Raw genomic sequence first — 21,085 nt, 5'->3', positions numbered from 1 at the left:
GAGGTTACTCGCCGGTACCGCGGCTTCGGTAGGGGGCAGGGTCATCTGTCTGCCGCACCGCGGGCGGGACCACCACCCCGCGCACAGTAGTGCACCCCCGCGCCGCCGCGGAAGTCGTCGCAGGTCCGGGACCCGCGACCGGGCCCGAGATCCAGGACGGGCCCGCCCGCCGGGCGGTCTCCGCCGCCGCGGCGGCGGGTTCTAGGGTGAGGCCATGGCAGGCACTGGTAGCGGGCGCACCCGCGTGCACGTGGTCAGCGACGTCCATGGCAACGCCCAGGACCTGGCACGCGCAGGGGAGGGCGCCGACGCCCTGGTCTGCCTCGGCGACCTGGTCCTCTTCCTCGACTACTTCGACCACTCCCGCGGCATCTTCCCCACCCTCTTCGGCACCGAGAACGCCGACCTGATCGTCAGACTGCGCACCGAGCGCCGCTTCGAGGAGGCGCGCGCCCTCGACCGCAGGCTCTGGTCCGGCATGGGCGAGGACCGGGCGCGGGCCGTGGAGCAGGCGGTACGGCGCCAGTACGAGGAACTGTTCGCCGCCTTCCCCACCCCGACGTACGCCACCTACGGCAACGTCGACATGCCGGGCCTGTGGCACGAGTACGCCCGCGAGGGCACCACCGTCCTCGACGGGGAGCGCGCCGAGATCGGCGGCCTGGTCTTCGGGTTCGTCGGCGGCGGGCTGCGCACCCCGATGCGCACCCCGTACGAGATCGGCGACGAGGAGTACGCGGCGAAGATCGAGGCCGTGGGCGAGGTCGACGTGCTGTGCACCCACATCCCGCCCGAGGTCCCCGAGCTGGTGTACGACACCGTGGCGCGGCGCTTCGAGCGCGGCAGCACCGCCCTGCTCGACGCCATACGCCGCACCCGGCCCCGCTACTCCCTCTTCGGACACGTGCACCAGCCGCTCGCCGCCCGCATGCGGGTCGGGGCCACCGAGTGCGTGAACGTCGGCCACTTCGCCCGTACCGGCAGGCCCTGGGTCCTTCAATGGTGAGACGCGGTGCGCGGTAGCCTGCTCGGGGCATGCACATCACCCCTGACGGGACCGCTTCCTCAAGGAGCCACGGCGATGGCGGAACACACCAGTTCGAGTATCACGATCGAGGCGGCACCCGCCGATGTCATGGGCGTGATCGCCGACTTCGCGCGCTACCCGGACTGGACGGGCGAGGTGAAGGAGGCCGAGGTGCTGGCCACCGACGGCGACGGCCGCGCCGAGCAGGTCAGACTGGTGATGGACGCCGGTGCGATCAAGGACGACCAGACCCTCGCCTACACCTGGCACAGCGCCAACGAGGTGAGCTGGACCCTGGTCAAGTCCCAGATGCTGCGCTCCCTCGACGGCTCCTACCTCCTCAAGCCCAAGGGTGCGGGCACCGAGGTCACCTACCAGCTCACCGTCGACGTCAAGATCCCCATGCTCGGCATGATCAAGCGCAAGGCGGAGAAGGTCATCATCGACCGGGCGCTCGCGGGCCTGAAGAAGCGCGTGGAGTCCGCCGCCAAGGGCTGAGCCGCCGCCAGGGCCCGAGCCCGCACGGCGACCGCCCCGCCACCGCCCGCGCACCCGGCGGACCCGGCCGCGACGCCCCGACACCATCGGCAGGAAGACACCATCCGCACAGTCCTCGTAACCGGTCCAGGCGGCGCGGGCCGCACCACCCTCGCGGCGGCCACCGCCCTCGCGGCGGGGCCCGCCACCCGCACCCTGCTGATCTCCGCGGACCCCACCGACACCCTCGGCGCCGTCCTCGGCACCCCCACGGGGCACACGCCGACCGGGATCGCCCCCGGGCTCACCGCGCTCCGTCCCGACCAGGCGGCCGCCTTCCGCGACGACTTCCTCGCCCTCCAGCAGCGCTCCGCCACCGCCCTCGACCTCCTCGGGACCGCCCCGTTCGAGGCGGACGAGCTGGCACCGCTGCCCGGCAGCGCGGAACTCGCCCTGCTGAGCGCCCTGCGGGACGCCGCCGCGGGCCCCTTCGACCTGGTCGTCGTCGACCTGCCCGCCACCGTCCCCGCGCTCACCGCGCTCGCGCTGCCCGAGCGCCTTCGCCGCTATCTGCGCAGGCTGCTGCCGCCCGAGCGGCAGGCCGCCCGCGCGCTGCGGCCCGTGCTCGGCCGCCTCGCCGGGGTGCCCGTACCCGCTCAGTGGCTCTACGACGCCGCCGGGCGCTGGGACCTCGAACTCGCCGGGGTGCAGAGCGTCATCGAGGACCCCGCCACCACCGCGCGGCTCGTCGTGGAACCGGGCGCCGCGGGCACCGAGGCCCTGCGCACCGCCCGGATGGGCCTGGCCCTGCACGGCGTGCGCGTCGACGCGGTGCTCGCCAACCGGGTGCTGCCCGGGGGCACCGCCGCGGGACCGCTCGCCGCGCTCGCCGCGTCCCAGCGCAAGGCCCTCGCCGAGTGGGGCCCGCAGCCGGGCTCCCCGCCCGCGCCGTACGAGATCCCGCACCTCGGGTACGAGCCCCGCGGCACCGACGACCTGGCGGCGCTCGCCGCCCCGCCGCCAGGCCCCGCGGGCGCGGGGGAGCGCGGCCGGGTCACCGACCGCCTCGCCGAGGACGGCGTCCTCGTCTGGGCGCTGCCGCTGCCGGGCGCCACCCGTGGCGAACTCGACCTCATGCGGCGCGGCGACGAACTCTGCGTCGCCGCGGGCCCGTTCCACCGCGTCCTGGAACTCCCCTCGGTGCTGCGCCGCTGCACCGTCGCGGGCGCCGGTCTCCGCGAGGGCGAGCTGCGGGTCCGCTTCGCCCCCGACCCGGAGCTGTGGCCGCGCGAGCGGTGACACCGCCGCACCTTCGGGGGATCGCGGCCCCTTCGGGTACCGTCGAAGGGACCGGGAACCACCGGTAGGCACCGGCAGACGGCGCGCACCGCCGTCGGGCGGCCGCCGTCAGGCCGCCGGAGGCGGCCCAGAGGCGTGGGAGGGACCCCAACGTGTCCGAACCAGTCGAGACCCCCGACGCCGACGCGTGGGCGACCGCCTGCGCCGAGGACCTCGCCGCGGAGAAGGCCCGTCGCCGCGGCAGGTACGGCCCCCCGCCCGGCTCCGCCGCCGAGGAGCTGCGCAGGCTCGCCGACGTGCTCGCCGACAAGCTCTCGGGCGGCGGCTCGCTGCTCGGGTTCGCCGGGCAGAGCGCCGCCCAGCAGGTGGTGCAGCAGGCCGTGCGGCAGGCCAGGGCCGCCGTCGAGCCCGTCATCGAGCGCAACCCCGACCTCTTCGACCATCTGGCCGCCGCCGGTTCTGAGCTGCTGGCCGCCTACCGCTCGGCCGTCGAGTCCCAGGAGGGCCGCTGGACCCGCACGGCCGCCGACCAGGACCCCGCCCCCGCCGACCGCGGCGAGCGCCCGCTCCTCGACAAGCGCGACGGGCCGAGCGGCACCGGGCGGGCCGGCGAGGACGGGCCCCGTGAGCCCGGCGCGGGCGGCACGTCCGGCCGGGAGGACGGCGCCACGGGCCCCTCCGACGGCCGCCACGACCCCGGCGACGAGGGCCCCGCCTCCGGCGAACACATCGACCTGGACTGACAGTCGCCCCTGTGGCCCTCCGGTACCGTTGCCCGTAGCGGGGCTCGACCGAAACTGAGGGACACATGGGACTGACCATCGGCGTCGACATCGGTGGTACCAAGATCGCGGCCGGTGTGGTGGACGAAGAGGGCACGATTCTGGACACACACACCGTGCCCACTCCGTCGACCGCCGAGGGCATCGTCGACGCGATCAGTACGGCCGTCACGGCCGCAGGCCAGGGGCACGACATCGAGGCCGTCGGCATCGGCGCCGCCGGCTACGTGGACGACAAGCGGGCCACCGTGCTCTTCGCGCCCAACATCCAGTGGCGGCACGAACCGCTCAAGGACAAGGTCGAGCAGCGGGTCGGGATGCCGGTCGTCGTGGAGAACGACGCGAACGCCGCCGCCTGGGGCGAGTACCGCTTCGGCGCGGGCCAGGGCCACGAGGACGTCATCTGCATCACCCTCGGCACCGGGCTCGGCGGCGGCATCATCATCGGCAACAAGCTGCGCCGCGGACGCTTCGGCGTCGCCGCCGAGTTCGGGCACATCAGGGTGGTCCCCGACGGGCTGCTCTGCGGCTGCGGCAGCCAGGGCTGCTGGGAGCAGTACGCGTCGGGCCGCGCCCTGGTGCGGTACGCGAAGCAGCGCGCCCAGGCCACCCCGGAGAGCGCGGAGATACTCCTCGGCCTCGGCGACGGCACCGTCGAGGGCGTCGAGGGCCGGCACATCAGCGAGGCCGCGCGGCTCGGCTGCCCGGTGGCGGTCGACTCCTTCCGTGAGCTGGCGCGCTGGGCGGGCGCGGGCCTCGCCGACCTCGCCTCGCTCTTCGACCCGTCCGCGTTCATCGTCGGCGGCGGCGTCTCCGACGAGGGCGAACTGGTCCTCGACCCCATCCGCAAGTCCTTCCGCCGCCGCCTCATCGGCAACCAGTGGCGCCCGCACGCCCAGGTGCTCGCCGCCCAACTCGGCGGCAAGGCGGGCCTCGTGGGCGCCGCGGACCTCGCCAGGCAGGGCTGAGGCCCCGGCCCCGCCCGCCGCGGGAAGGGGCACACGCGCCGCGGGAAGGGCCCCAGGGCCCTTCCCGCCCGGCACGCTAGATTGACGCCATGAACGGCAGCACAGCCCCGGAACTCCCCGTCTCCCGCACCGAATCCGACGGCTCGGCCGTCGTACGGGTGCTCTCCTACAACGTCCGCTCGCTGCGCGACGACGTCCCGGCGCTCGCCCGGGTGATCAGGGCCTGCGCCCCCGACCTCGTACTGGTGCAGGAGGCCCCCCGCTTCTTCCGCTGGCGCAAGAAGCTCGCCGCGCTCGCCTCCGCCTCCGGGCTCGTCCTGCTCTCCGGGGGCGCGCCCGCGGCGGGACCCGCGCTGCTGTGCTCGCTGCGCGCCACCGTCGAGCGCACCGAGGACGTGCTGCTGCCGCTCACCCCGGGCCTGCACCGCAGGGGCTTCGCCACCGCGGTCGTCGGCTTCGGGGCCGCCAGGCTCGGCGTGGCGAGCTGCCACCTCTCGCTCGGGGCGCAGGAGCGGGCCGTACAGGCGGGGCTGCTGCTGAAGCGGACCGAGGCGTTCGGCACCCCCCACGCCGTCGTCGGCGGAGACCTCAACGAGCGGCCCGAAGGGCCCGCCTTCCGCCGCCTCGCAGGCGCCCTCCAGGACTGCCGCGGGGCCGCCCCCTGGGGCGGCGAACTCACCTACTCGCCCGAGCTGCCGCGCCGCCGCATCGACGCCGTCTTCGCCACCGCGGGCGTGACGGTGCTGGGCTGCGGGGTGCCCGACGCGCTGCCCGGTGTCACCGGGGCCGACCTGAGGGCCGCGAGCGACCACCTCCCGGTGCTCGCCGCGGTACGCGTCCCGGCGGGCTGACGCGCCCACTGGGCGCGGGGCCCAGCACCGGCCCCGGGGGTCAGCACCGGGCCCCGGGGGTCAGACGACCGCGCCGCGGCCCGGGTCGTCGTCGTCCTCCTCGTCGGTGCGCATCCTGACCACCAGCGTGATGAAACCGCCGACGAAGCCGCCCACGCCGAGCGTCGTCAGCCACCATGTCATCGGCCAGCCGAGCAGCACCGCGAGCAGCAGCAGGATGGGGCCGCCCACCACGGCGAGCCAGGCGAAGCGCGACGTCACGTCGGGGCTCGGCAGCGGCGGGGGCTCGGGGGGCATGAAGTGGCCCTCGTCGTCCGCGTCGAAGTCGTCGTCCGACGGCCGGGCCGGGGCGAAGTCCCGCGGGCCCACCCCGGGCGCGAACGTCACCGAGTCGCCGAGCGCGCCGTCCCCGCCCGCGGGGCGCCCGGCGCCGCGCTTCCCGTCGGGCTTCCTGTCGGGCTCCTCGGGTTCCCCGGGCTTCTCGGTCTTCCCGGGCTTCGGGGGAGCGGGCTCCTCGTTCTGCTCCGGGTCGAGCAGCGCCAGGTCCTCCACCGACTTGAACGGCTTGGCGCCCGGCGGGTCCGGCGGCTCCTCGCCGTACCCGGCGACGATCGCGGCCCAGGCCGCCTCCTCGTCGAACTCCGGGACGGCGTCCCCCGCCGCGCCCGGCCGCTCCACGGCCTCGGCCGCCGGGGCGCCGCCCGAGTCCTGGGCGCCGTGGCCCGGCTCCGCCGCCGGCTCGTCGGGGTCGAGGCCCTCGTCGCGGTTCGCGTCCTGCTCAGCCACCGGTCCCCGTCCCTTCCTTGCCGACTGCGGGGGCGGACCGGCCGACGAAAGCCAGGCTCTCGTCGACGATGAGGTCCGCGTCGAAGTCCAACGTCGCGACGTGGTAGCTCTGTTCCAGCACCCGGCGGGTCACGTCCGTGGACGACACCCGGGACAGCACCCGGGCCGAGTCCGCCGTGGGCACCGTGTGGTCCTGGCGGCTGGTCATCAGCAGCAGCGGCTGCGTCACCATCGGCAGCTCCGAGTCCACGAGCCGGAAGAACCGGCGCAGCGAGTCGACAGCGGTCAGCGGCATCCTGGCATAGCCCAGCTCCCGCCGCCCCGGCTTGGCGATGTCGTCCGCGATGCCGGGGACCGCGCGCACCAGGTGCTTCACCACGGGCAGTACGGGGGCCAGCGGGCTGTGCACCCGGTTCGCCGGGTTCACCACCATCACCCCCGCCACGCCCTCCCCGTGCCGCGCCGCGAGCCGCAGCGCCAGCGTGCCGCCCATCGACAGGCCCGCCACGAACACCTCGCGGCACTGGCGGCGCAGCGCCAGAAGCTCCCGGTCCACCTCCGCGTACCAGTCCTGCCAGCCGGTGACCGCCAGGTCCTCCCAGCGGGTGCCGTGCCCCGGCAGCAGCGGCAGCGAGACGGTGAGGCCATGGGCGGCGAGCCGCTCGGCCCAGGGGCGCAGCGACTGGGGCGACCCCGTGAAGCCGTGGCAGAACAGCACTCCGGTGTCACCGGCCTGGTGGTGGTAGGGCTCTGCTCCGGGAAGGACCGGCACCTCGGTCTCCTCTTCGTGCTACGTCGTGAAGTCGTGCTGTTTCGTAGTGCTGTCTCGTCGTGCTGCGGCGTCGTGCTGTGTCGTCGTGGTGCGGGAGCCGTGGAACCGCCCGCAACCGCGCGCAACCGGTCGCGGAACGGCCCGCCGAGGCCGTCCACGGGCCGCCGCACGGCCCTCCCGGACGGGAGCCCCCGACTGACCCGCGCCGCCGGACGCGCGCGGTGTACCTCACCGTACGCGACGGCACCGACACCGACCAGGGCCTTCCGCGGGGCTCCGGGGAGGGTGAGGGGTCCGGGCGCGGGTAAGGTCGGCAGTGAGGAAACGGGAGGCAGTGGGTTGATCTACGGAGCGATGAAGCTTTCCCTCGGAGGGTCGCTGAGGCTCGCCTTCCGGCCCTGGGTGGAGGGCCTGGAGAACATCCCCGCCGAGGGGCCCGCCATCCTGGCCAGCAACCACCTCTCGTTCTCCGACTCCTTCTTCCTGCCGATCATGCTCGACCGCAAGGTGACGTTCATCGCGAAGGCCGAGTACTTCACCACCCCCGGGCTCAAGGGGCGGATGACGGCGGCCTTCTTCAAGGGCGTGGGGCAGCTCCCCGTCGACCGCTCGGGCGCCAGGGGCGCGGGCGAGGCGGCGGTGCGCAGCGGTGTGGAGGTGCTGGAGCGCGGGGAGTTGTTCGGCATCTACCCGGAGGGCACCCGCTCTCCCGACGGCCGCCTCTACCGCGGCAAGCCCGGCGGCCTCGCCCGGGTCGCGCTCGCCAGCGGCGCCCCCGTGATCCCGGTCGCGATGATAGACACGGAGAAGATCCAGCCGCCCGGCAAGGTGCTGCCGAAGCTGATGCGCCCCGGCATCAGGATCGGGCGGCCGCTGGACTTCGGGCGCTACCACGGCATGGAGCAGGACCGCTTCGTGCTGCGGGCGGTGACCGACGAGGTGATGTACGAGATCATGAAGCTCTCCGGCCAGGAGTACGTCGACATCTACGCGACGGCGGCGAAGCGGAAGCTGAACGAGGCCGCGGCGGCCCAGAAGACGGGCAGGGCCGAGCGGCAGCGGGACGCCAGGGGGGCACGGCCCGCGGTGGCGGGCGCGACGTCCGCCACCGCTGGCGGCGGGCCGCGGAGCGAGGGACAGGACGGCGGCCCGGCCGGGGGAACGAACCCTTAGGGCGGGCGCCAGGGGGCAGGGGGGAACGAGATGACCGGGCGCGGACGCGTCATGCGGATGTCGGTGGAACAGCCGATGTGGCAGGCACTCATCGCCTACCGGCTGCTGACCGTAGTCTACGCCGTCTGTATCGCGGCGTTCGGCGACCGCGAGTACGAGCGTCCTGGGGTCGCCGTCTGCTACCTCGTGGCGCTCGCGCTGTGGAACGTCGCCACCGTGCGCCGTATCTCCACGGCCGCCGCCTGCACCCGGGGCTTCCTCGCCGCCGACCTCTGCATGGCGGTGGCCGGCATCCTGCTGACACCGCTGGCGGCGGGCACGTCCCCGGCCGCCGTCGGGGGCCCCACGCTGCCGACGATATGGAGCGCGGGCTCCGTCCTCGCCTACGCGCTCAAGGGCGGCTGGCGGTGGGCCGCCGGTGCCTCCACCCTGGTCGGCGTCGCCGACATCGCGCAGCGCGGCACCCCCACCTGGGGCACCCTGCACAACGTCCTGCTGGTCTGGGTGGCCGCCATCGCGATCGGCTACGTCGTCGAGGTGGCCAGGGCCTCGGAGCGCACCCTCGCGAGGGCGCTGGAGATCGAGGCCGCCACCCGGGAGCGCGAGCGCCTGGCCCGCGACATCCACGACAGCGTCCTCCAGGTCCTGGCCATGGTGCAGCGCCGCGGCACCGCCCTCGGCGGCGAGGCTGCCGAACTCGGCAGGCTCGCGGGCGAGCAGGAGGTGGCGCTGCGCACCCTGGTCACCGGCGCCGCCCCCGCGCCCGCCGAGGAGGCGCCCCCGGGACGCGCACCGGCCGCCGTCAGGAAGAGGCGCCCGGCCGCGTCCGCGGGCCCCGGGGGCGAGTCGGACGTACGGCCGCTGCTCGCCCCGTACGCGGGCTCCCTGGTGACGTTCGCCGAGCCCGGCGCCCCGGTGCCGCTGCCCGGGCACGCCGCGCGCGAGCTGGCCGCGGCCGTCGGCGCGGCGCTCGACAACGTCCGGGTGCACGCGGGCCCGGGCGCGCGCGCCTGGATACTCGTCGAGGACGAGCCGGACGCGGTCACGGTGACGGTGCGCGACGACGGGCCCGGCATCCCGGAGGGCAGGCTCGCGGAGGCCGAGGGGGAGGGGCGGCTCGGGGTGGCGCTCTCCATCAAGGGGCGGCTGCGTGACATCGGCGGCACGGCCGCACTGGTCTCCGTGCCGGGACAGGGCACCGAGGTCGAACTGACGGTTCCGAGGACAGGGCGGGGTGAGCGGGCATGACGGACGGCGCGGCGGCGGGGGAGCCGCTGAGGGTGATGGTGGTCGACGACCACCCGATGTGGCGTGACGCGGTCGCCCGCGACCTCGGCGAGGCCGGGTTCCGGGTGGTCGCCACGGCGGGCGACGGCGAGCAGGCGGTACGGCGCGCCCTCGCCGCCGCGCCCGACGTACTGGTGCTTGACCTCAACCTGCCCGCGAAACCGGGGGTGCTGGTGTGCGGGGAGCTGGTCGCGGCGCTGCCGGGGCTCCGGGTGCTGGTGCTCTCGGCGAGCGGGGAGCACGCCGACGTACTGGAGGCGGTCAAGTCGGGCGCCACCGGCTATCTGTTGAAGTCCGCCTCCACCGAGGAGCTGACCGACGCGGTGCGGCGCACCGGCGCGGGCGAGCCGGTGTTCACGCCGGGGCTCGCGGGCCTGGTGCTCGGGGAGTACCGCAGGCTGGCGTCCGAGCCCGCGCCGTCCGCGCCGGACGGGCCGCGGGCGCCCCGGCTGACCGACCGGGAGCGCGAGGTGCTGCGCCTGGTGGCGAAGGGGCTGAGCTACAAGCAGATCGCGGAGCGCCTCGTCATCTCGCACCGCACCGTGCAGAACCACGTTCAGAACACCCTGGGCAAGCTCCAACTGCACAACAGGGTCGAGCTGGTCCGCTACGCCATAGAGCGCGGCCTGGACACCTGAGCCGCCGGGCGCGTGCGGGTGAGCCATGGGGCGCGTGCGCGGGCGCTCGCCCGTGGTGCCGGTACGCCCCGGTTTCCCGGTTCTTGCCCCCATCGTGTACGTTCAGTAAGCCGAACGGTCACCCGGAGGGCCGTACGTTAAACCGAACACCGCATCAGGCGCGGCGGCGGGACGTGAGCCCCGTGGAACAGGCCGCCGGGCCGGCTCAGCCGAAGGAGTCCCGAGTGAAGTCCCCCGAGAGTTCGATCAGGGACGTTCTTGCGGCCAACCTCCGTCGGGAGCGGGTGCGGCGCGGCCTGTCCCTCTCGAAGCTCTCCCAGCTCTCCAAGATCGGCAAGGCGACCCTCTCGCAGCTTGAGTCCGCGACGGGGAACCCCACCATCGAGACCGTGTTCAGCCTCTCCAGGGCGCTGGAGATCCCCATCTCCGACCTGATGGACGCCCGGCACTCGGACGCGGTCACGGTGGTGCGCGCGGCCGAGACCGAGGTGCTGTCGGGGGAGGGCGTCGACCTGCGGGCGCTGCACAGGATCGAGGCGAGCGGCATGATCGTGGAGGTGTTCGACCAGCAGGTGCGCGCCGACGGTAGGCAGCGCTCGCTCGGCCACGCGGGCACCGAGCACACCGTCGTCCAGTCGGGGCGGCTCGTCGCCGAGGTGGACGGCCGCCGGGTGGACCTCGGCCCCGGCGACTACATCGCGTTCGACGGCCGCCTCCCGCACAGCTACGCGGCCCCCGAGGGGCCGGTGCGCTCGGTGCTGCTGCTGCACTACCGCTCCGGCCGGCACGAGGCCGCCGACCAGCCCAACTCCCCTCACTGAGACCGCGTTCCCGCCTCTGCGCGCGGGCCGCCGCTCCGTCGTTCGCGCCCGCGCGCTGCTGTCGTTCCGCGCCGCCGCCCCGCCGTTCGCGCCTCTGCGCGTGGCCGCCGCCCCGCCGCCCCCGCCCCTGCGGGTGGCCGCCGTACCGCGTCGCCGCGGCGCCGTCCGCGGGCCGATCGGCGGGCGGACGGTCCGTTGACACCCGCTCCCCGGATACCTAGCCTGAATTTCGTTCGTTATACAGAACGGAGGCGGGCGAGTGAGCCGAACGCGGGTGGTGGTGCTCGGCGCCGGGATCATCGGCGCCGCCTGCGCCCGCGAGCTGGCCGCCGCCGGTTTCGACGTCGCCGTCGTGGACAGGGCGGGCGCCGCCGCCGCGACCACCTCGCACGGCGAGGGCAACATCCTGGTCTCCGACAAGGGCCCGGGGCCCGAACTCGAACTCGCCCGCCTCTCCCGCCGTCTGTGGCCCGAAGTGCTCGCCGCCCTCGACGAGCGCACCCCGGGCGCCTCGCGCGCCGCCGAGTGGGAGCCCAAGGGCGGCATCGTCGTGGCCACCACCCCCGGGGGCGCCGACGGACTGCTCGGCTTCGCCGCCGCGCAGCGCGCCGCCGGGGTGCGCGCCGACCCCCTCGATGCCGCGGAACTGCGCGCCGCCGAGCCCTTCCTGACGGAGGACCACACCGCCGCCGTGCACTACCCCGAGGACGCCCAGGTGCAGCCCGCGGGCGCCGCGGCCGCGCTGCTCGGCGACGCGCTGGCGGCGGGCGCCCGGCTGCACACCGGGCGCGAGGTGCTGGGCGCGGTCACCCGCGGCGGGCGTATCACCGCCGTACGCACCACACGCGGGACGCTCGGCGGCGACGTCTTCCTCGACGCGGCGGGGCCCTGGGCGGGCGAACTCTCCGTGAGGCTCGGCGCCCCCGTCGCGGTCCGCCCGCGCCGCGGCGAGATCCTGGTGACCACCCCGCTGCCGCCCACCGTCTTCCACAAGGTCTACGACGCGGACTACGTGGGCGCCGTCGGCAGCGGCGCCGGGGAGCTGATGACCTCCGCGGTGGTGGAGGCCACCCGCGCGGGAAGCGTGCTCATCGGCTCGTCGAGGCGCCGCGCGGGCTTCGACGACAGGACGCGCCCCGAGGTGCTGTCCGCCGTCGCCGCCAAGGCGCTGCGGCTCTTCCCCGCCCTCGCCGCAGTCCCCGTGATGCGCGCCTACGGCGGCTTCCGGCCGTACGTCCCCGACCACCTGCCGCTCATCGGACCCGACCCGCGCCTCGCCGGGCTCTGGCACGCGACCGGCCACGAGGGCGCCGGTATCGGCCTCTCCGTGGGCACCGCCAGGCTCCTGCGCGACCTGCTGCTCGACGCGGAACCCGCCCTCGACCCCGCCCCGTTCCGGGTGGACCGCCCCGCCGCCCTCGGCACCCCGCCCGACGGCGCCCCCGCGCCCGCCGCCAAGGAGGAGTCATGACCCCGAGGCTCGTGCCCGCCGCCACCGACCCGGTGCGCCGCGGCGACCGCCCCCTCACCATCACCGTCGACGGCACCCCGCTGCCCGGCGTCGCGGGCCAGAGCCTGGCCGGAGTGCTGCTCGCCGCGGGCCGCACCGCCTGGCGCACCGGCCGCGACGGGCGCCCCCGCGGGGTGTTCTGCGGCATCGGGGTCTGCTTCGACTGCCTGCTCACCGTCAACGGCGAGCGCGACGTGCGCGCCTGCCGCCGCCGCGCCCGCGACGGGGACACCGTCACCACCCAGTCACGTACCGGCCCCGGGGCCGATGGGGCACGCCCGTGACGCGCCGCGCGGTCGTGGTGGTCGGCGCCGGGCCCGCCGGGCTCGCCGCGGCGGACGCCGCGCTCGCGGCCGGGGCCCAGGTCACCCTCGTCGACGACGCCGAGCGCCCCGGCGGCCAGTACCACCGCATGCTCCCCGACGCCTACGGCGCGACGCGCCCCGAGGCCGTCCAGCACGGCTACCGCTCCTTCGCCGAGCGCAGCGCCCGGGTGCTCGGCCACCCCCGCTGCTCCTGGTGGGCGGGCGCCGAGGTGTGGGCGCTCGAACGCCCCGAACCCGGCGAGGCGCGCCCGCCCGCCGTGCACGTACTGCGCGGCGAGCCCGGCGCCCCCCGCGCCCGGCACGTCCTCACGCCCGACGCGCTGGTGCTCGCCACCGGCGCCCACGACCGGGTGCTGCCCTTCCCCGGCTGGGACCTGCCGGGGGTCTGCACCGCGGGCGCGGCCCAGGCGCTCGCCAAGGGCGAACGGCTGGCGGTGGGGGAGCGGGTGGTGGTCGCGGGCACCGGGCCCTTCCTGCTGCCGGTGGCCGCCGCGCTGCTCGACGCCGGGTCCGAGGTCGCCGCCGTCCTCGAAGCGGGCCGCGGCGCCGCGCTCGCCCGCGGCTGGCTGCGGCGGCCCTGGGAACTCGCGGCGCAGGGCGGCAAGGGCGCGGAACTCGCCGCGCTCGGCGCGACGCTGACCCGCCACCGGGTCCCGTACCGCACCGGCAGGGGCGTGGTCGAGGCGCGCGGCGACGGCCGGGTCGAGGAGGTCGTCGACGCGGCGCTGCGGCCGGACTGGTCCGTGGTCCCCGGCACCGAGCGGACCACCCCCGTGGACGCCGTCTGCGTCGGCCACGGCTTCACGCCCCGCCTCGAACTCCCGGTCGCCGCGGGCTGCGACCTCACCGCGCCGCCCGGCGCCCGCCCCGGAGAGGCGTACGTCGCCGTCGACGGCGACCAGGCCACCAGCAGCCCCGGCGTCTACGCCTGCGGGGAGCTGACCGGTGTCGCCGGGGCACCCGCCGCCCGCACCGAGGGCGCCCTCGCGGGCTGGCTCGCCGCCGGGGGCGACCCGGCCGCCCGGCCGCTCACCGCGCTGCGCCGCCGCCGCGACCAGGGCAGGGCCTTCGCGGCGCGGCTCGCCCGCGCCCACCCCGTCGGCGCCGACTGGCCGGGCTGGCTGCGCCCCGACACCGTGGTCTGCCGCTGCGAGGCGACCGACTACGCGAGCCTGTGCGCCGCCGCGGACGCCGACGACCGGGTGGCGCGGCTGAACACCCGCGCCGGGCTCGGGCCCTGCCAGGCCAGGGTCTGCGGCCCCACCGTCGCGGAACTGCGCGCCCGCAGCGGCCCCGACACCCCGCCGCGCCCCGGGGGCCCCGTACCCGCGGGAGCGCACCACAGGCCCGTCGCCGTGCCGGTGCGCCTCGGCGAACTCGCCGCCCCACCCGTGCCGCCCGCCCCGCCCGCGTGACCCACCGATTCCGTCAGGAGAGCCGTACATGACCAGCACCACCCCCCAGGCCGAGGCGCTGACCGGCGTCGTCGTCGCGACCGCCCTGCCCTATCGCGAGGACCCGGGCGCCCCCGCGGGCCTCGCCGTCGACTACGACCGCTACGCGGAGCACTGCCGCTGGCTCGTCGACAGCGGCTGCGACGGCGTCGGGCCCAACGGCTCGCTCGGCGAGTACTCCTCGCTGACCGACGAGGAGCGCCGCCGCGTCGCCCGCACCGCCATCGAGGCCGTCGCGGGCCGCGGCCGGGTCATCGTCGGGGTGCACGGCGTGGGCTCCCACCTGGCCGCGCACTGGGCCGAGGCCGCCGCCGAGGACGGCGCCGACGGCGTGCTCTGCCTGCCGCCGACGATGTACCGGGCCAACCGGGGCGAGATCCTGGCCCACTTCGAGGCCGTGGCCGCCGTCGGACTGCCCGTCATGGTCTACAACAACCCCCTCGACACCAAGGTCGACCTGACCCCCGGCCTGCTCGCCGAGATCGCCGCCATCGACAACGTCCACGCCGTCAAGGAGTTCTCGGGCGACGTCCGCCGGGTCCTCCAGATCAAGGAGGAGGCGCCCGGGCTCGACGTGGTCTGCGGCGCCGACGACGTCACCCTGGAGAGCCTGGTGATGGGCGCCACCGGCTGGTTCGCCGGGTTCCCCAACGTGTTCCCCGCCGAGTCCGCCCGGCTGTTCGCGCTCGCCGTGGAGGGCAGGCTCGCCGAGGCGCGGGCGCTGTACGAGCCGCTGGTCGCCGCGTTCCGCTGGGACTCGCGCACCGAGTTCGTGCAGGCCATCAAGCTCGGCATGGAGCTGGTCGGCCGCTACGGCGGCCCCTGCCGCCCGCCCCGGGGACCGCTCGTGCCCGCCCACCACGCACAGGTCACCGCCGACATGCGGCGCGCCGTCGACGCCATCGCCGCCGGGGCCGCCGCCGAGGGGCAGCCGGCCTGATGCGCAGCGTCCGCACCCTCAGCGCCGTCGACTCCCACACCGAGGGCATGCCCACCCGGGTGGTCACCGGCGGGGTGCCCGCGCTGCCGGGCGCCACCATGGCCGAGCGCCGCGCGTACGCCGTCGGGCACCTGGACGGTCTGCGCAGGTTCCTGATGGACGAGCCGCGCGGCCACCCCGCGATGAGCGGCGCCCTGCTCCAGCCGCCGATCCGCGAGGACGCCGACTGGGGCGTGGTGTACATCGAGGTCAGCGGCTTCCTGCCGATGTGCGGCCATGGCACCGTGGGTGTCGCGACGGTGCTGGTGGAGACCGGCATGGTCGAGGTGCGCGAGCCGGAGACCGTGGTCAGGCTCGACACCCCGGCGGGGCTCGTCGAGGCCAGGGTCGCGGTGCGCGACGGCGCCGCCGAGCACGTCACCCTGCGCAACGTGGACGCCTTCGCGCTCGACCTCGGCGCGAAGGTCGAGGTGCCCGGCATCGGCGAGGTCACCTACGACATGGCGTACGGCGGCAACTTCTACGCCATCGTCGAACTCGCCGGCCTCGGGCTCCCGTTCGACCGGGCACGCAAGGACGACATCCTGGCCGCCGGGCTCGCGATCTCCCGCGCCGTCGACGAGCAGAACATGCCGCGCCACCCCGCGGACCCGCTCATCCACGGCTGCAAGCACGTGCAGTTCCTCGCGCCGGGCTCCACCGCACGGCACTCCCGCAACGCGATGGCGATCAGGCCGGGCTGGTTCGACCGCTCCCCGTGCGGCACCGGCACCTGCGCCCGGATGGCGCAGTTGCACGCGCGCGGGGAACTGCCGCTGCACACCGAGTTCGTCAACGAGTCCTTCATCGGCACCCGCTTCACCGGGCAGTTGCTCGCCACCACCGAGGTCGGGGGGCTGCCCGCCGTGGTGCCCGAGTTCTCCGGGCGCGCCTGGATCACCGGCAGGGCCGACTACCTGCTCGACCCCGCCGACCCGTTCCCGCACGGCTTCGTCCTCTGACGCGGCCCGCGCACCGCCGGGCGCGGCGGCCACCGGCATGCACCGCCGGGCACGGCGGCCACCGGCACACCAGGAGGTGTCCCTTGGCGTTCCAGCAAACCGACCGCGCCGCACGCGGCGGCCTGTTCTCACGGGCCGGGCTCTTCCGGCTCAAGCCCGCGGAGACCGGCGAGGAGGAGACCGCGGGCGGGCTGCGCCGCACGATGGGCCTGTGGCAGTTGGTCGCGCTGAGCCTCGGCGGCCTCGTCGGCGCCGGGGTCTTCTCGCTCGCCGGGGTGGTCGCGCACGACGACGCGGGACCCGGCGTGATGATCTCCTTCGGGATCGCCATCGTCGCGAGCGGCGCGGCCGCCCTGTGCTACGCGGAGTTCGCGGGCGCCGTGCCCAGGGCGGGCAGCGCGTACACCTACTCGTACGCGGCGCTCGGCGAGCTGGTGGGCTGGCTCATCGGCTGGGACCTGCTGCTTGAGTACACCGCGATCGTGGCGGTGGTCGCCATCGCCGTCTCCGGCTACCTCACCTACATCCTCGACCACATCGGGCTGCACCTGCCCGCCTGGTCGCTGGGGGCGCCCGGCAGCGGCGACGGCCACCGCGTCGACCTCTTCGCGCTGCTGCTCTGCCTGCTGCTGGCGTTCGTGCTGTCCCGCGGCACCCGGCAGTCGGCGCGCTTCGAGACGGTGCTCGTGGTGGTCAAGCTGCTGATCGTCGCGGTCGTCGTGGTGGCGGGCGCCTTCCACATATCCTCGGGGCACTTCAGCCCCTTCCTGCCGTTCGGCCTCGACGGCACCTTCACCGGGGCCGCCACCGCGTTCTTCGCGGTGTACGGGTACGACGCGATGAGCGCGGCGGCCGAGGAGAGCGCCGACGCCAAGCGGGTGCTGCCGAAGGCCATCGTGATCTCCCTCGCCATCGCCGCCGTGATCTACCTGCTGACCTGCGTGGTACTCCTCGGCATGCAGGACTACCGGGACATCTCGGTCGGCAGCCCCTTCTCCAGCGCCCTGGAGTCCGTGGGGCTCTCCGGGCTCGGCATGGTGGTGGCGATCGGGGCGGTCGTCGGCGTCACCACCTCGGCCTTCGCCAACATGCTCGCGGTGACCCGGGTCTGGTTCTCCATGAGCCGCGACGGCCTGCTGCCCGGCTACTTCGCCAGGAACCACCCGCGCCGCCACGTGCCGACCCGGGTGATCTGGCCGGTCGGCGCCGGTTCCGCGCTGATCGCCGGTTTCCTCCCGATCCGGGAGGCGGCCGACCTCACCAACATCGGCATCCTGGCCGCGTTCGTGGTGGTAGCGGTGGCAGTGGTCGTCCTACGACACACCCGCCCCGACCTCCCACGCTCCTTCCGCACCCCCCTGGTCCCCCTGGTCCCCGCGACCGGCGTGGCATTCTCCCTCTGGCTGATCACCAACCTGGACCGGGTGACGTGGCTGCGCTTCGCCGTATGGATGGTTGTCGGCTTGGTGCTCTACGGGACGTACGGCTTCCGCAACTCGGCGGAGAATCGGGGGGTGCCGGGGGTGGGTGACTGACGGGGGTGGTCACACCCTCCCTAGGTGTATTGACCACCAGCGTTGTTAACGGCTGGGCAGTGTCGCCCGCGGTCAAGTTTGGAGGCTCGCCGAGGTGCCGCGACTCGCGCACCTGCCCGCCGTCTCGTCCGGATAGGAGAAAGGTCGTGGCAGAGCGAGCTCGCCGGCGCATTCGTGACTGAGTGCGCTAGCTGAGGGTGCTCAGCGTGTTTGCGCAGATGTCAGCGCTCTCCGAGGAGGTCATTGGTGACTGCGGTGACCGCGGACACGACGGCGGTGCGGTGTTCCTGAAGGCGGTGAGCCTTGTCTTCGCCGTGCGGGTTGCGGATCTTCGCTTCGGTCGCGTTCCAGTTCATGGCGATGCCCAGCACGATCATCATGACGTCGGTGGCACGTGACATGCCGATGCCGTAGTGCTCGGCGACGGCGGCGGCCTTGGATACGTGGGCCTCGACTTCGCCTGCGGAGGCTTCCGGATTTTCGAGCATCTTCCACTGGTTCAGGCGCTGCACCCCGGGGTCGGCGGCCAGGGCGTCGAAGAGGGCGCCGGCGTATCCGGGCAGGTCGTCCGGTGTGAAGGGAGCGGCGTCGGCCAGGATGCGCAGCCTGTCGGTCATGACCGCTTCGAACAGGGCTTCCTTGGAGCCGAAGTGATGGTAGGCGGCCTGCTTGTTGACCTTGGCGGCCTCGGCGATCCGGGCAATACGGGCACCGGCAAGGCCGACCCGGAGGAACTCCTCGTATCCGGCAGTCAGCAGGCGTGCACGGGTGGCAGCGGGGTCGTAGGCCATGGCTCCATCCTATTTCAACCGCCCGTTTGACATCGCCATTGGGCACGCCTACGTTCTAAGAGTCAACCAAACGGTTGAAATAGAAGGGCGATGTCATGACATTGAAGACCTGGTTCATCACCGGAGCCACCGCGGGCATCGGCCGCGCCGTCACCGAGCAGCTCCTGTCCCAGGGCCACCGGGTGGCGGCTACCGCGCGGCACCCCGAGGCGCTGGCAGACCTGGCGGAGAAGTACCCGGACCTGCTGTGGACCGCGCCCCTCGATGTGACCGACACCCAGGCGCTGCGCGCCGTCGTGGACCGCGTTTTCACCGAGGTGGGACCGGTGGATGTGGTGTTCTCCAACGCCGGACGCGGTTCCGTCGGCGCGGCCGAGGAGCTGACGGACGAGCTGATCGATTCGCAGATCGCGTTGAACATGACCGCGCCGATCCAGCTGCTGCGGGCTGTGCTGCCGCACCTGCGGGCGCAGGGCGGGGGCCGGTTCGTCCAGACCTCGACCATGGGCGCGCACATCACCACGCCTGGCGCCAGCATGTATCACGCCTCGAAGTGGGGCGTGGAGGGCTTCTTCGAGTCCGTGATCCCTGAGGTCACCCCCTTCGGTGTCGGAATCACCATGGTCGAGCCCGGCGTCATCCGCACCACCTTCGGCGCCAACCTCGACATCGCGCCGGGGATGCCCGAGTACGCCGCGGGCCCGGCCGGTCAGATCCGCGGCTATCTCACCACGGTCGACAACGTCACCGCCCAGGCGCCTGGCGATCCGCAGAAGGTCGCCGCCGCGATCATCGCCTCCGCCGAGGACAGTCCGGCGCCGCGCCGCCTGGCCTTGGGCAGCGACGCCTACAGCGCCATGCGGACAGCACTGAGCGACCGCATCGCCGAGCTTGACGCCGGCAAGGCGACCGCCGCCTCCACCGACTTCTAAAACCTCCTCGATCCAGCCCCTGGGGTCCTCTGCGCGACGGCCCCCTACCCAGGCACGCCCGAAACCGGGCCACCCTGCCCCACCACACCACGAAGGACGCAACAGCCATGTCCAAGGTTCTCGCCATCTTCGGTGCCGGCTCCGGCCTCGGTACCGCCCTCGCCCGCCGCTTCGGCAGGGAGAACTACCGCATCGCGCTGATCGCCCGGAACGCCGAGCGGCTGCAGGCCATGACCGACGAGCTCGCCGCCGAGGGCATCGAGACCGCCGCGTTCCCCACCGACCTGTCCGACCCCGGCAACGCCACCACGGTGGTGCAGGCCATCAAGGACCGCTTCGGCCGCATCGACGTCGTGTCCTACCAGCCTCTTCCGGCCGGCACCGCCTTCATGCCCGCCACCGAGCTCGATGCCGAGCGGCTGAGCCACTGGGTGAACCTCTTCCTGCTCACCCCCGTCGAGATCGCTCACACCGTGCTGCCCGAGATGACCGAGCGCGGCGAAGGCGCCTTCATGGTCACCGGCGGCTTCACCGCCGCCGACCCCCAGCCCTTCATCAGCGGCATCGGCCCGGCCATGTCCGGCATCCGCAACTTCGTCTACTCCCTGCACGGCGAAGTCGCCGACGCCGGCGTCTACGCCGGAGTCGTCACCCTCTCCGCGCTCATCAAGAACAGCGAGTCCTACAACGCGATCTCGCCCGAGCAGCTCGCCGAGATCACCGGCGGCACCACAGGCATGCACGTCATCGACCCCGCCGACCTCGCCGAGACCTACTGGCAGCTCTACACCGGCCGCACCCAGATCGAGTACCGCTTCCCCGCACCTGCGGCGCACTAACCGCCCGCAGGTCCACTGAAGAGCTTTCGGAGAGAGCAATGACTGACCTCACCGGCAAGACCGCCCTGATCACCGGCTCCGCCCGAGGCATCGGCAAGGCCATCGCCCTGCGCTACGCGCAGCTCGGCGCAGGCGTCGTCATCAACTACGCATCCAACAACGCCAACGCCGATCAGGCACTCAAGGAAGTCCTCGCGCACGGCGGCAAGGCCATCGCCGTCAAGGCCGACATCTCCCAGCCCACAGACGTCGACCGGCTGTTCGCCGAGGCCAGGGAAGCCTTCGCCACCGTCGACATCGTCGTCGCCAATGCCGGACTGGAACTGCTCGGCACCCCGATCGCCAACCTCAGCGACGAACAGATCGACCGCATGGTCAACGTCAACGCCCACGGCGCGCTCCTGACCCTGCAGCGGGCCGCGCAACACGTCGCTGACAACGGCAGGATCATCAACATCGCCTCCACCGCCATCGCCGGCCCCGTCGCCGGGGCGGGCCTCTACACCGCGACGAAGGCGCCGAGCCGCTACTTCGCCGAGGTCCTCGCCCGCGAGACGGCAGAGCGCGGCATCACCGTCAACACCATCCAGCCCGGACCCATCGACGAGGCCGGAGTCTTTATCGACTCCATCCCCAGCGATTCCCCCTTCCGCGGCCTCCAGGCCGCCGGCCGCATCGGCGACCGTATCGGCAACCCCAGCGACGTCGCCGACGCCGCCGAATACCTCGCCAGCGACCTCGCCACCTGGGTCAGCGGCACCACCCTCACCGTCACCGGCGGGCTGCCCCAGTAACGAGCCGAGCCAGACACAACGAGACAGACAGGCGAGACGACCTCACCGAACGTCCCCCTCGCGGCGCGCCGACTGACCCCCG

The 21,085-nt window shown here is 74.2% G+C and carries 22 protein-coding genes; 19 read left to right on the top strand and 3 right to left on the bottom strand.

The genetic code is table 11. From position 1 onward, the window contains the following. Window positions 1-214 precede the first annotated feature (214 nt). The 6 genes from ACIBIW_RS15900 to ACIBIW_RS15875 all read left to right on the top strand — a co-directional run bounded on the left by ACIBIW_RS15900 (window position 215) and on the right by ACIBIW_RS15875 (window position 5,404). Window positions 215-1,006 carry a metallophosphoesterase gene (locus ACIBIW_RS15900; RefSeq protein ID WP_399336309.1) on the top strand — a complete coding sequence of 264 codons (792 nt, stop codon included), beginning with the start codon at window positions 215-217 and terminating at the stop codon, window positions 1,004-1,006. Window positions 1,007-1,081: 75 nt separating this feature from the next. Then, window positions 1,082-1,525, top strand: coding sequence for an SRPBCC family protein (locus ACIBIW_RS15895; RefSeq protein WP_399336307.1), 444 nt, complete (start codon window positions 1,082-1,084; stop codon window positions 1,523-1,525). A gap of 102 nt (window positions 1,526-1,627) precedes the next feature. Then, window positions 1,628-2,803: an ArsA family ATPase gene (locus ACIBIW_RS15890; RefSeq protein WP_399336724.1), complete on the top strand. Its 1,176-nt coding sequence runs from the start codon at window positions 1,628-1,630 to the stop codon at window positions 2,801-2,803. Window positions 2,804-2,955: 152 nt separating this feature from the next. Beyond that, on the top strand, window positions 2,956-3,546 hold the full coding sequence (locus tag ACIBIW_RS15885; RefSeq protein ID WP_399336305.1) for a DUF5304 domain-containing protein: 591 nt from the start codon (window positions 2,956-2,958) through the stop codon (window positions 3,544-3,546). 65 nt (window positions 3,547-3,611) lie between these two features. Further along, window positions 3,612-4,553, top strand: a complete 942-nt coding sequence (locus ACIBIW_RS15880; RefSeq protein WP_399336303.1) for an ROK family glucokinase — start codon at window positions 3,612-3,614, stop codon at window positions 4,551-4,553. Between the two features lie 89 nt (window positions 4,554-4,642). Further along, window positions 4,643-5,404: an endonuclease/exonuclease/phosphatase family protein gene (locus tag ACIBIW_RS15875; protein ID WP_399336301.1), complete on the top strand. Its 762-nt coding sequence runs from the start codon at window positions 4,643-4,645 to the stop codon at window positions 5,402-5,404. Between the two features lie 60 nt (window positions 5,405-5,464). On the opposite strand, the gene ACIBIW_RS15870 is transcribed toward ACIBIW_RS15875, so the two are convergent. Together ACIBIW_RS15870 and ACIBIW_RS15865 are read right to left on the bottom strand one after the other, a co-directional pair. After that, the gene (locus ACIBIW_RS15870; RefSeq protein WP_399336299.1) at window positions 5,465-6,190 is read right to left on the bottom strand and encodes a hypothetical protein; all 726 of its coding nucleotides are present in this window, start codon (window positions 6,188-6,190) and stop codon (window positions 5,465-5,467) included. Further along, complete coding sequence (locus ACIBIW_RS15865) at window positions 6,183-6,962, bottom strand: alpha/beta hydrolase (protein ID WP_399336298.1); 780 nt, start codon at window positions 6,960-6,962, stop codon at window positions 6,183-6,185. The genes ACIBIW_RS15870 and ACIBIW_RS15865 overlap by 8 nt, the downstream gene beginning before the upstream one ends. A gap of 339 nt (window positions 6,963-7,301) precedes the next feature. Here ACIBIW_RS15865 and ACIBIW_RS15860 point away from each other — a divergent pair, with 339 nt between their 5' ends. From ACIBIW_RS15860 to ACIBIW_RS15815, 10 genes are all read left to right on the top strand, one after another. After that, window positions 7,302-8,135, top strand: coding sequence for a lysophospholipid acyltransferase family protein (locus ACIBIW_RS15860; RefSeq protein ID WP_399336296.1), 834 nt, complete (start codon window positions 7,302-7,304; stop codon window positions 8,133-8,135). 30 nt (window positions 8,136-8,165) lie between these two features. Next, window positions 8,166-9,383, top strand: a complete 1,218-nt coding sequence (macS, locus tag ACIBIW_RS15855) for a MacS family sensor histidine kinase (protein ID WP_399336294.1) — start codon at window positions 8,166-8,168, stop codon at window positions 9,381-9,383. After that, window positions 9,380-10,060 carry a response regulator gene (locus ACIBIW_RS15850; protein ID WP_399336292.1) on the top strand — a complete coding sequence of 227 codons (681 nt, stop codon included), beginning with the start codon at window positions 9,380-9,382 and terminating at the stop codon, window positions 10,058-10,060. Before macS ends, ACIBIW_RS15850 begins: the two co-directional genes overlap by 4 nt. 224 nt (window positions 10,061-10,284) lie before the next feature. Beyond that, entirely contained in the window at window positions 10,285-10,881 is a 597-nt protein-coding gene (locus ACIBIW_RS15845) for a helix-turn-helix domain-containing protein (RefSeq protein WP_399336290.1), read from the top strand. Window positions 10,882-11,140: 259 nt separating this feature from the next. After that, window positions 11,141-12,352: an NAD(P)/FAD-dependent oxidoreductase gene (locus tag ACIBIW_RS15840; protein WP_399336288.1), complete on the top strand. Its 1,212-nt coding sequence runs from the start codon at window positions 11,141-11,143 to the stop codon at window positions 12,350-12,352. Continuing rightward, window positions 12,349-12,675, top strand: a complete 327-nt coding sequence (locus ACIBIW_RS15835; protein ID WP_399336286.1) for a (2Fe-2S)-binding protein — start codon at window positions 12,349-12,351, stop codon at window positions 12,673-12,675. Before ACIBIW_RS15840 ends, ACIBIW_RS15835 begins: the two co-directional genes overlap by 4 nt. Next, window positions 12,672-14,132 (top strand): FAD-dependent oxidoreductase, encoded by a 1,461-nt coding sequence (locus tag ACIBIW_RS15830; RefSeq protein WP_399336284.1) that lies wholly within the window; start codon window positions 12,672-12,674, stop codon window positions 14,130-14,132. The genes ACIBIW_RS15835 and ACIBIW_RS15830 overlap by 4 nt, the downstream gene beginning before the upstream one ends. A 28-nt stretch (window positions 14,133-14,160) precedes the next feature. Beyond that, on the top strand, window positions 14,161-15,111 hold the full coding sequence (locus tag ACIBIW_RS15825) for a dihydrodipicolinate synthase family protein (RefSeq protein ID WP_399336282.1): 951 nt from the start codon (window positions 14,161-14,163) through the stop codon (window positions 15,109-15,111). Beyond that, window positions 15,111-16,112, top strand: coding sequence for a proline racemase family protein (locus ACIBIW_RS15820; protein WP_399336280.1), 1,002 nt, complete (start codon window positions 15,111-15,113; stop codon window positions 16,110-16,112). The genes ACIBIW_RS15825 and ACIBIW_RS15820 overlap by 1 nt, the downstream gene beginning before the upstream one ends. A gap of 83 nt (window positions 16,113-16,195) precedes the next feature. Next, entirely contained in the window at window positions 16,196-17,647 is a 1,452-nt protein-coding gene (locus tag ACIBIW_RS15815; RefSeq protein ID WP_399336278.1) for an amino acid permease, read from the top strand. Between the two features lie 221 nt (window positions 17,648-17,868). Here the strand turns inward: ACIBIW_RS15815 and ACIBIW_RS15810 are convergent, their stop codons facing one another. After that, window positions 17,869-18,438: a TetR family transcriptional regulator gene (locus tag ACIBIW_RS15810; RefSeq protein WP_399336276.1), complete on the bottom strand. Its 570-nt coding sequence runs from the start codon at window positions 18,436-18,438 to the stop codon at window positions 17,869-17,871. Between the two features lie 95 nt (window positions 18,439-18,533). On the opposite strand from ACIBIW_RS15810, the gene ACIBIW_RS15805 reads away from it, so the two are divergent. The 3 genes from ACIBIW_RS15805 to ACIBIW_RS15795 all read left to right on the top strand — a co-directional run bounded on the left by ACIBIW_RS15805 (window position 18,534) and on the right by ACIBIW_RS15795 (window position 21,003). Continuing rightward, entirely contained in the window at window positions 18,534-19,370 is an 837-nt protein-coding gene (locus tag ACIBIW_RS15805) for an SDR family oxidoreductase (RefSeq protein WP_399336275.1), read from the top strand. Window positions 19,371-19,477: 107 nt separating this feature from the next. Continuing rightward, complete coding sequence (locus tag ACIBIW_RS15800; RefSeq protein WP_399336273.1) at window positions 19,478-20,209, top strand: SDR family NAD(P)-dependent oxidoreductase; 732 nt, start codon at window positions 19,478-19,480, stop codon at window positions 20,207-20,209. Window positions 20,210-20,247: 38 nt separating this feature from the next. Then, entirely contained in the window at window positions 20,248-21,003 is a 756-nt protein-coding gene (locus ACIBIW_RS15795; protein WP_399336271.1) for an SDR family oxidoreductase, read from the top strand. The last annotated feature ends 82 nt before the right edge of the window (window positions 21,004-21,085 follow it).

It is taken from the genome of Streptomyces sp. NPDC050560 (genome assembly GCF_044457285.1).
Lineage (GTDB): Bacteria > Actinomycetota > Actinomycetes > Streptomycetales > Streptomycetaceae > Streptomyces.
Note: the sequence above shows the minus strand (reverse complement) of the source record. Positions and strands in the feature narration are given on the sequence as shown.

Coding starts and splice junctions, on each gene's coding strand:
- ACIBIW_RS15850 (WP_399336292.1), top strand. CDS start 9,380: ATGACGGACGGCGCGGCGGCGGGGGAGCCGCTGAGGGTGATGGTGGTC.
- ACIBIW_RS15825 (WP_399336282.1), top strand. CDS start 14,161: ATGACCAGCACCACCCCCCAGGCCGAGGCGCTGACCGGCGTCGTCGTC.
- ACIBIW_RS15895 (WP_399336307.1), top strand. CDS start 1,082: ATGGCGGAACACACCAGTTCGAGTATCACGATCGAGGCGGCACCCGCC.
- ACIBIW_RS15810 (WP_399336276.1), bottom strand. CDS start 18,438: ATGGCCTACGACCCCGCTGCCACCCGTGCACGCCTGCTGACTGCCGGA.
- ACIBIW_RS15795 (WP_399336271.1), top strand. CDS start 20,248: ATGACTGACCTCACCGGCAAGACCGCCCTGATCACCGGCTCCGCCCGA.
- ACIBIW_RS15900 (WP_399336309.1), top strand. CDS start 215: ATGGCAGGCACTGGTAGCGGGCGCACCCGCGTGCACGTGGTCAGCGAC.
- ACIBIW_RS15820 (WP_399336280.1), top strand. CDS start 15,111: ATGCGCAGCGTCCGCACCCTCAGCGCCGTCGACTCCCACACCGAGGGC.
- ACIBIW_RS15835 (WP_399336286.1), top strand. CDS start 12,349: ATGACCCCGAGGCTCGTGCCCGCCGCCACCGACCCGGTGCGCCGCGGC.
- macS (WP_399336294.1), top strand. CDS start 8,166: ATGACCGGGCGCGGACGCGTCATGCGGATGTCGGTGGAACAGCCGATG.
- ACIBIW_RS15880 (WP_399336303.1), top strand. CDS start 3,612: ATGGGACTGACCATCGGCGTCGACATCGGTGGTACCAAGATCGCGGCC.
- ACIBIW_RS15875 (WP_399336301.1), top strand. CDS start 4,643: ATGAACGGCAGCACAGCCCCGGAACTCCCCGTCTCCCGCACCGAATCC.
- ACIBIW_RS15805 (WP_399336275.1), top strand. CDS start 18,534: ATGACATTGAAGACCTGGTTCATCACCGGAGCCACCGCGGGCATCGGC.
- ACIBIW_RS15800 (WP_399336273.1), top strand. CDS start 19,478: ATGTCCAAGGTTCTCGCCATCTTCGGTGCCGGCTCCGGCCTCGGTACC.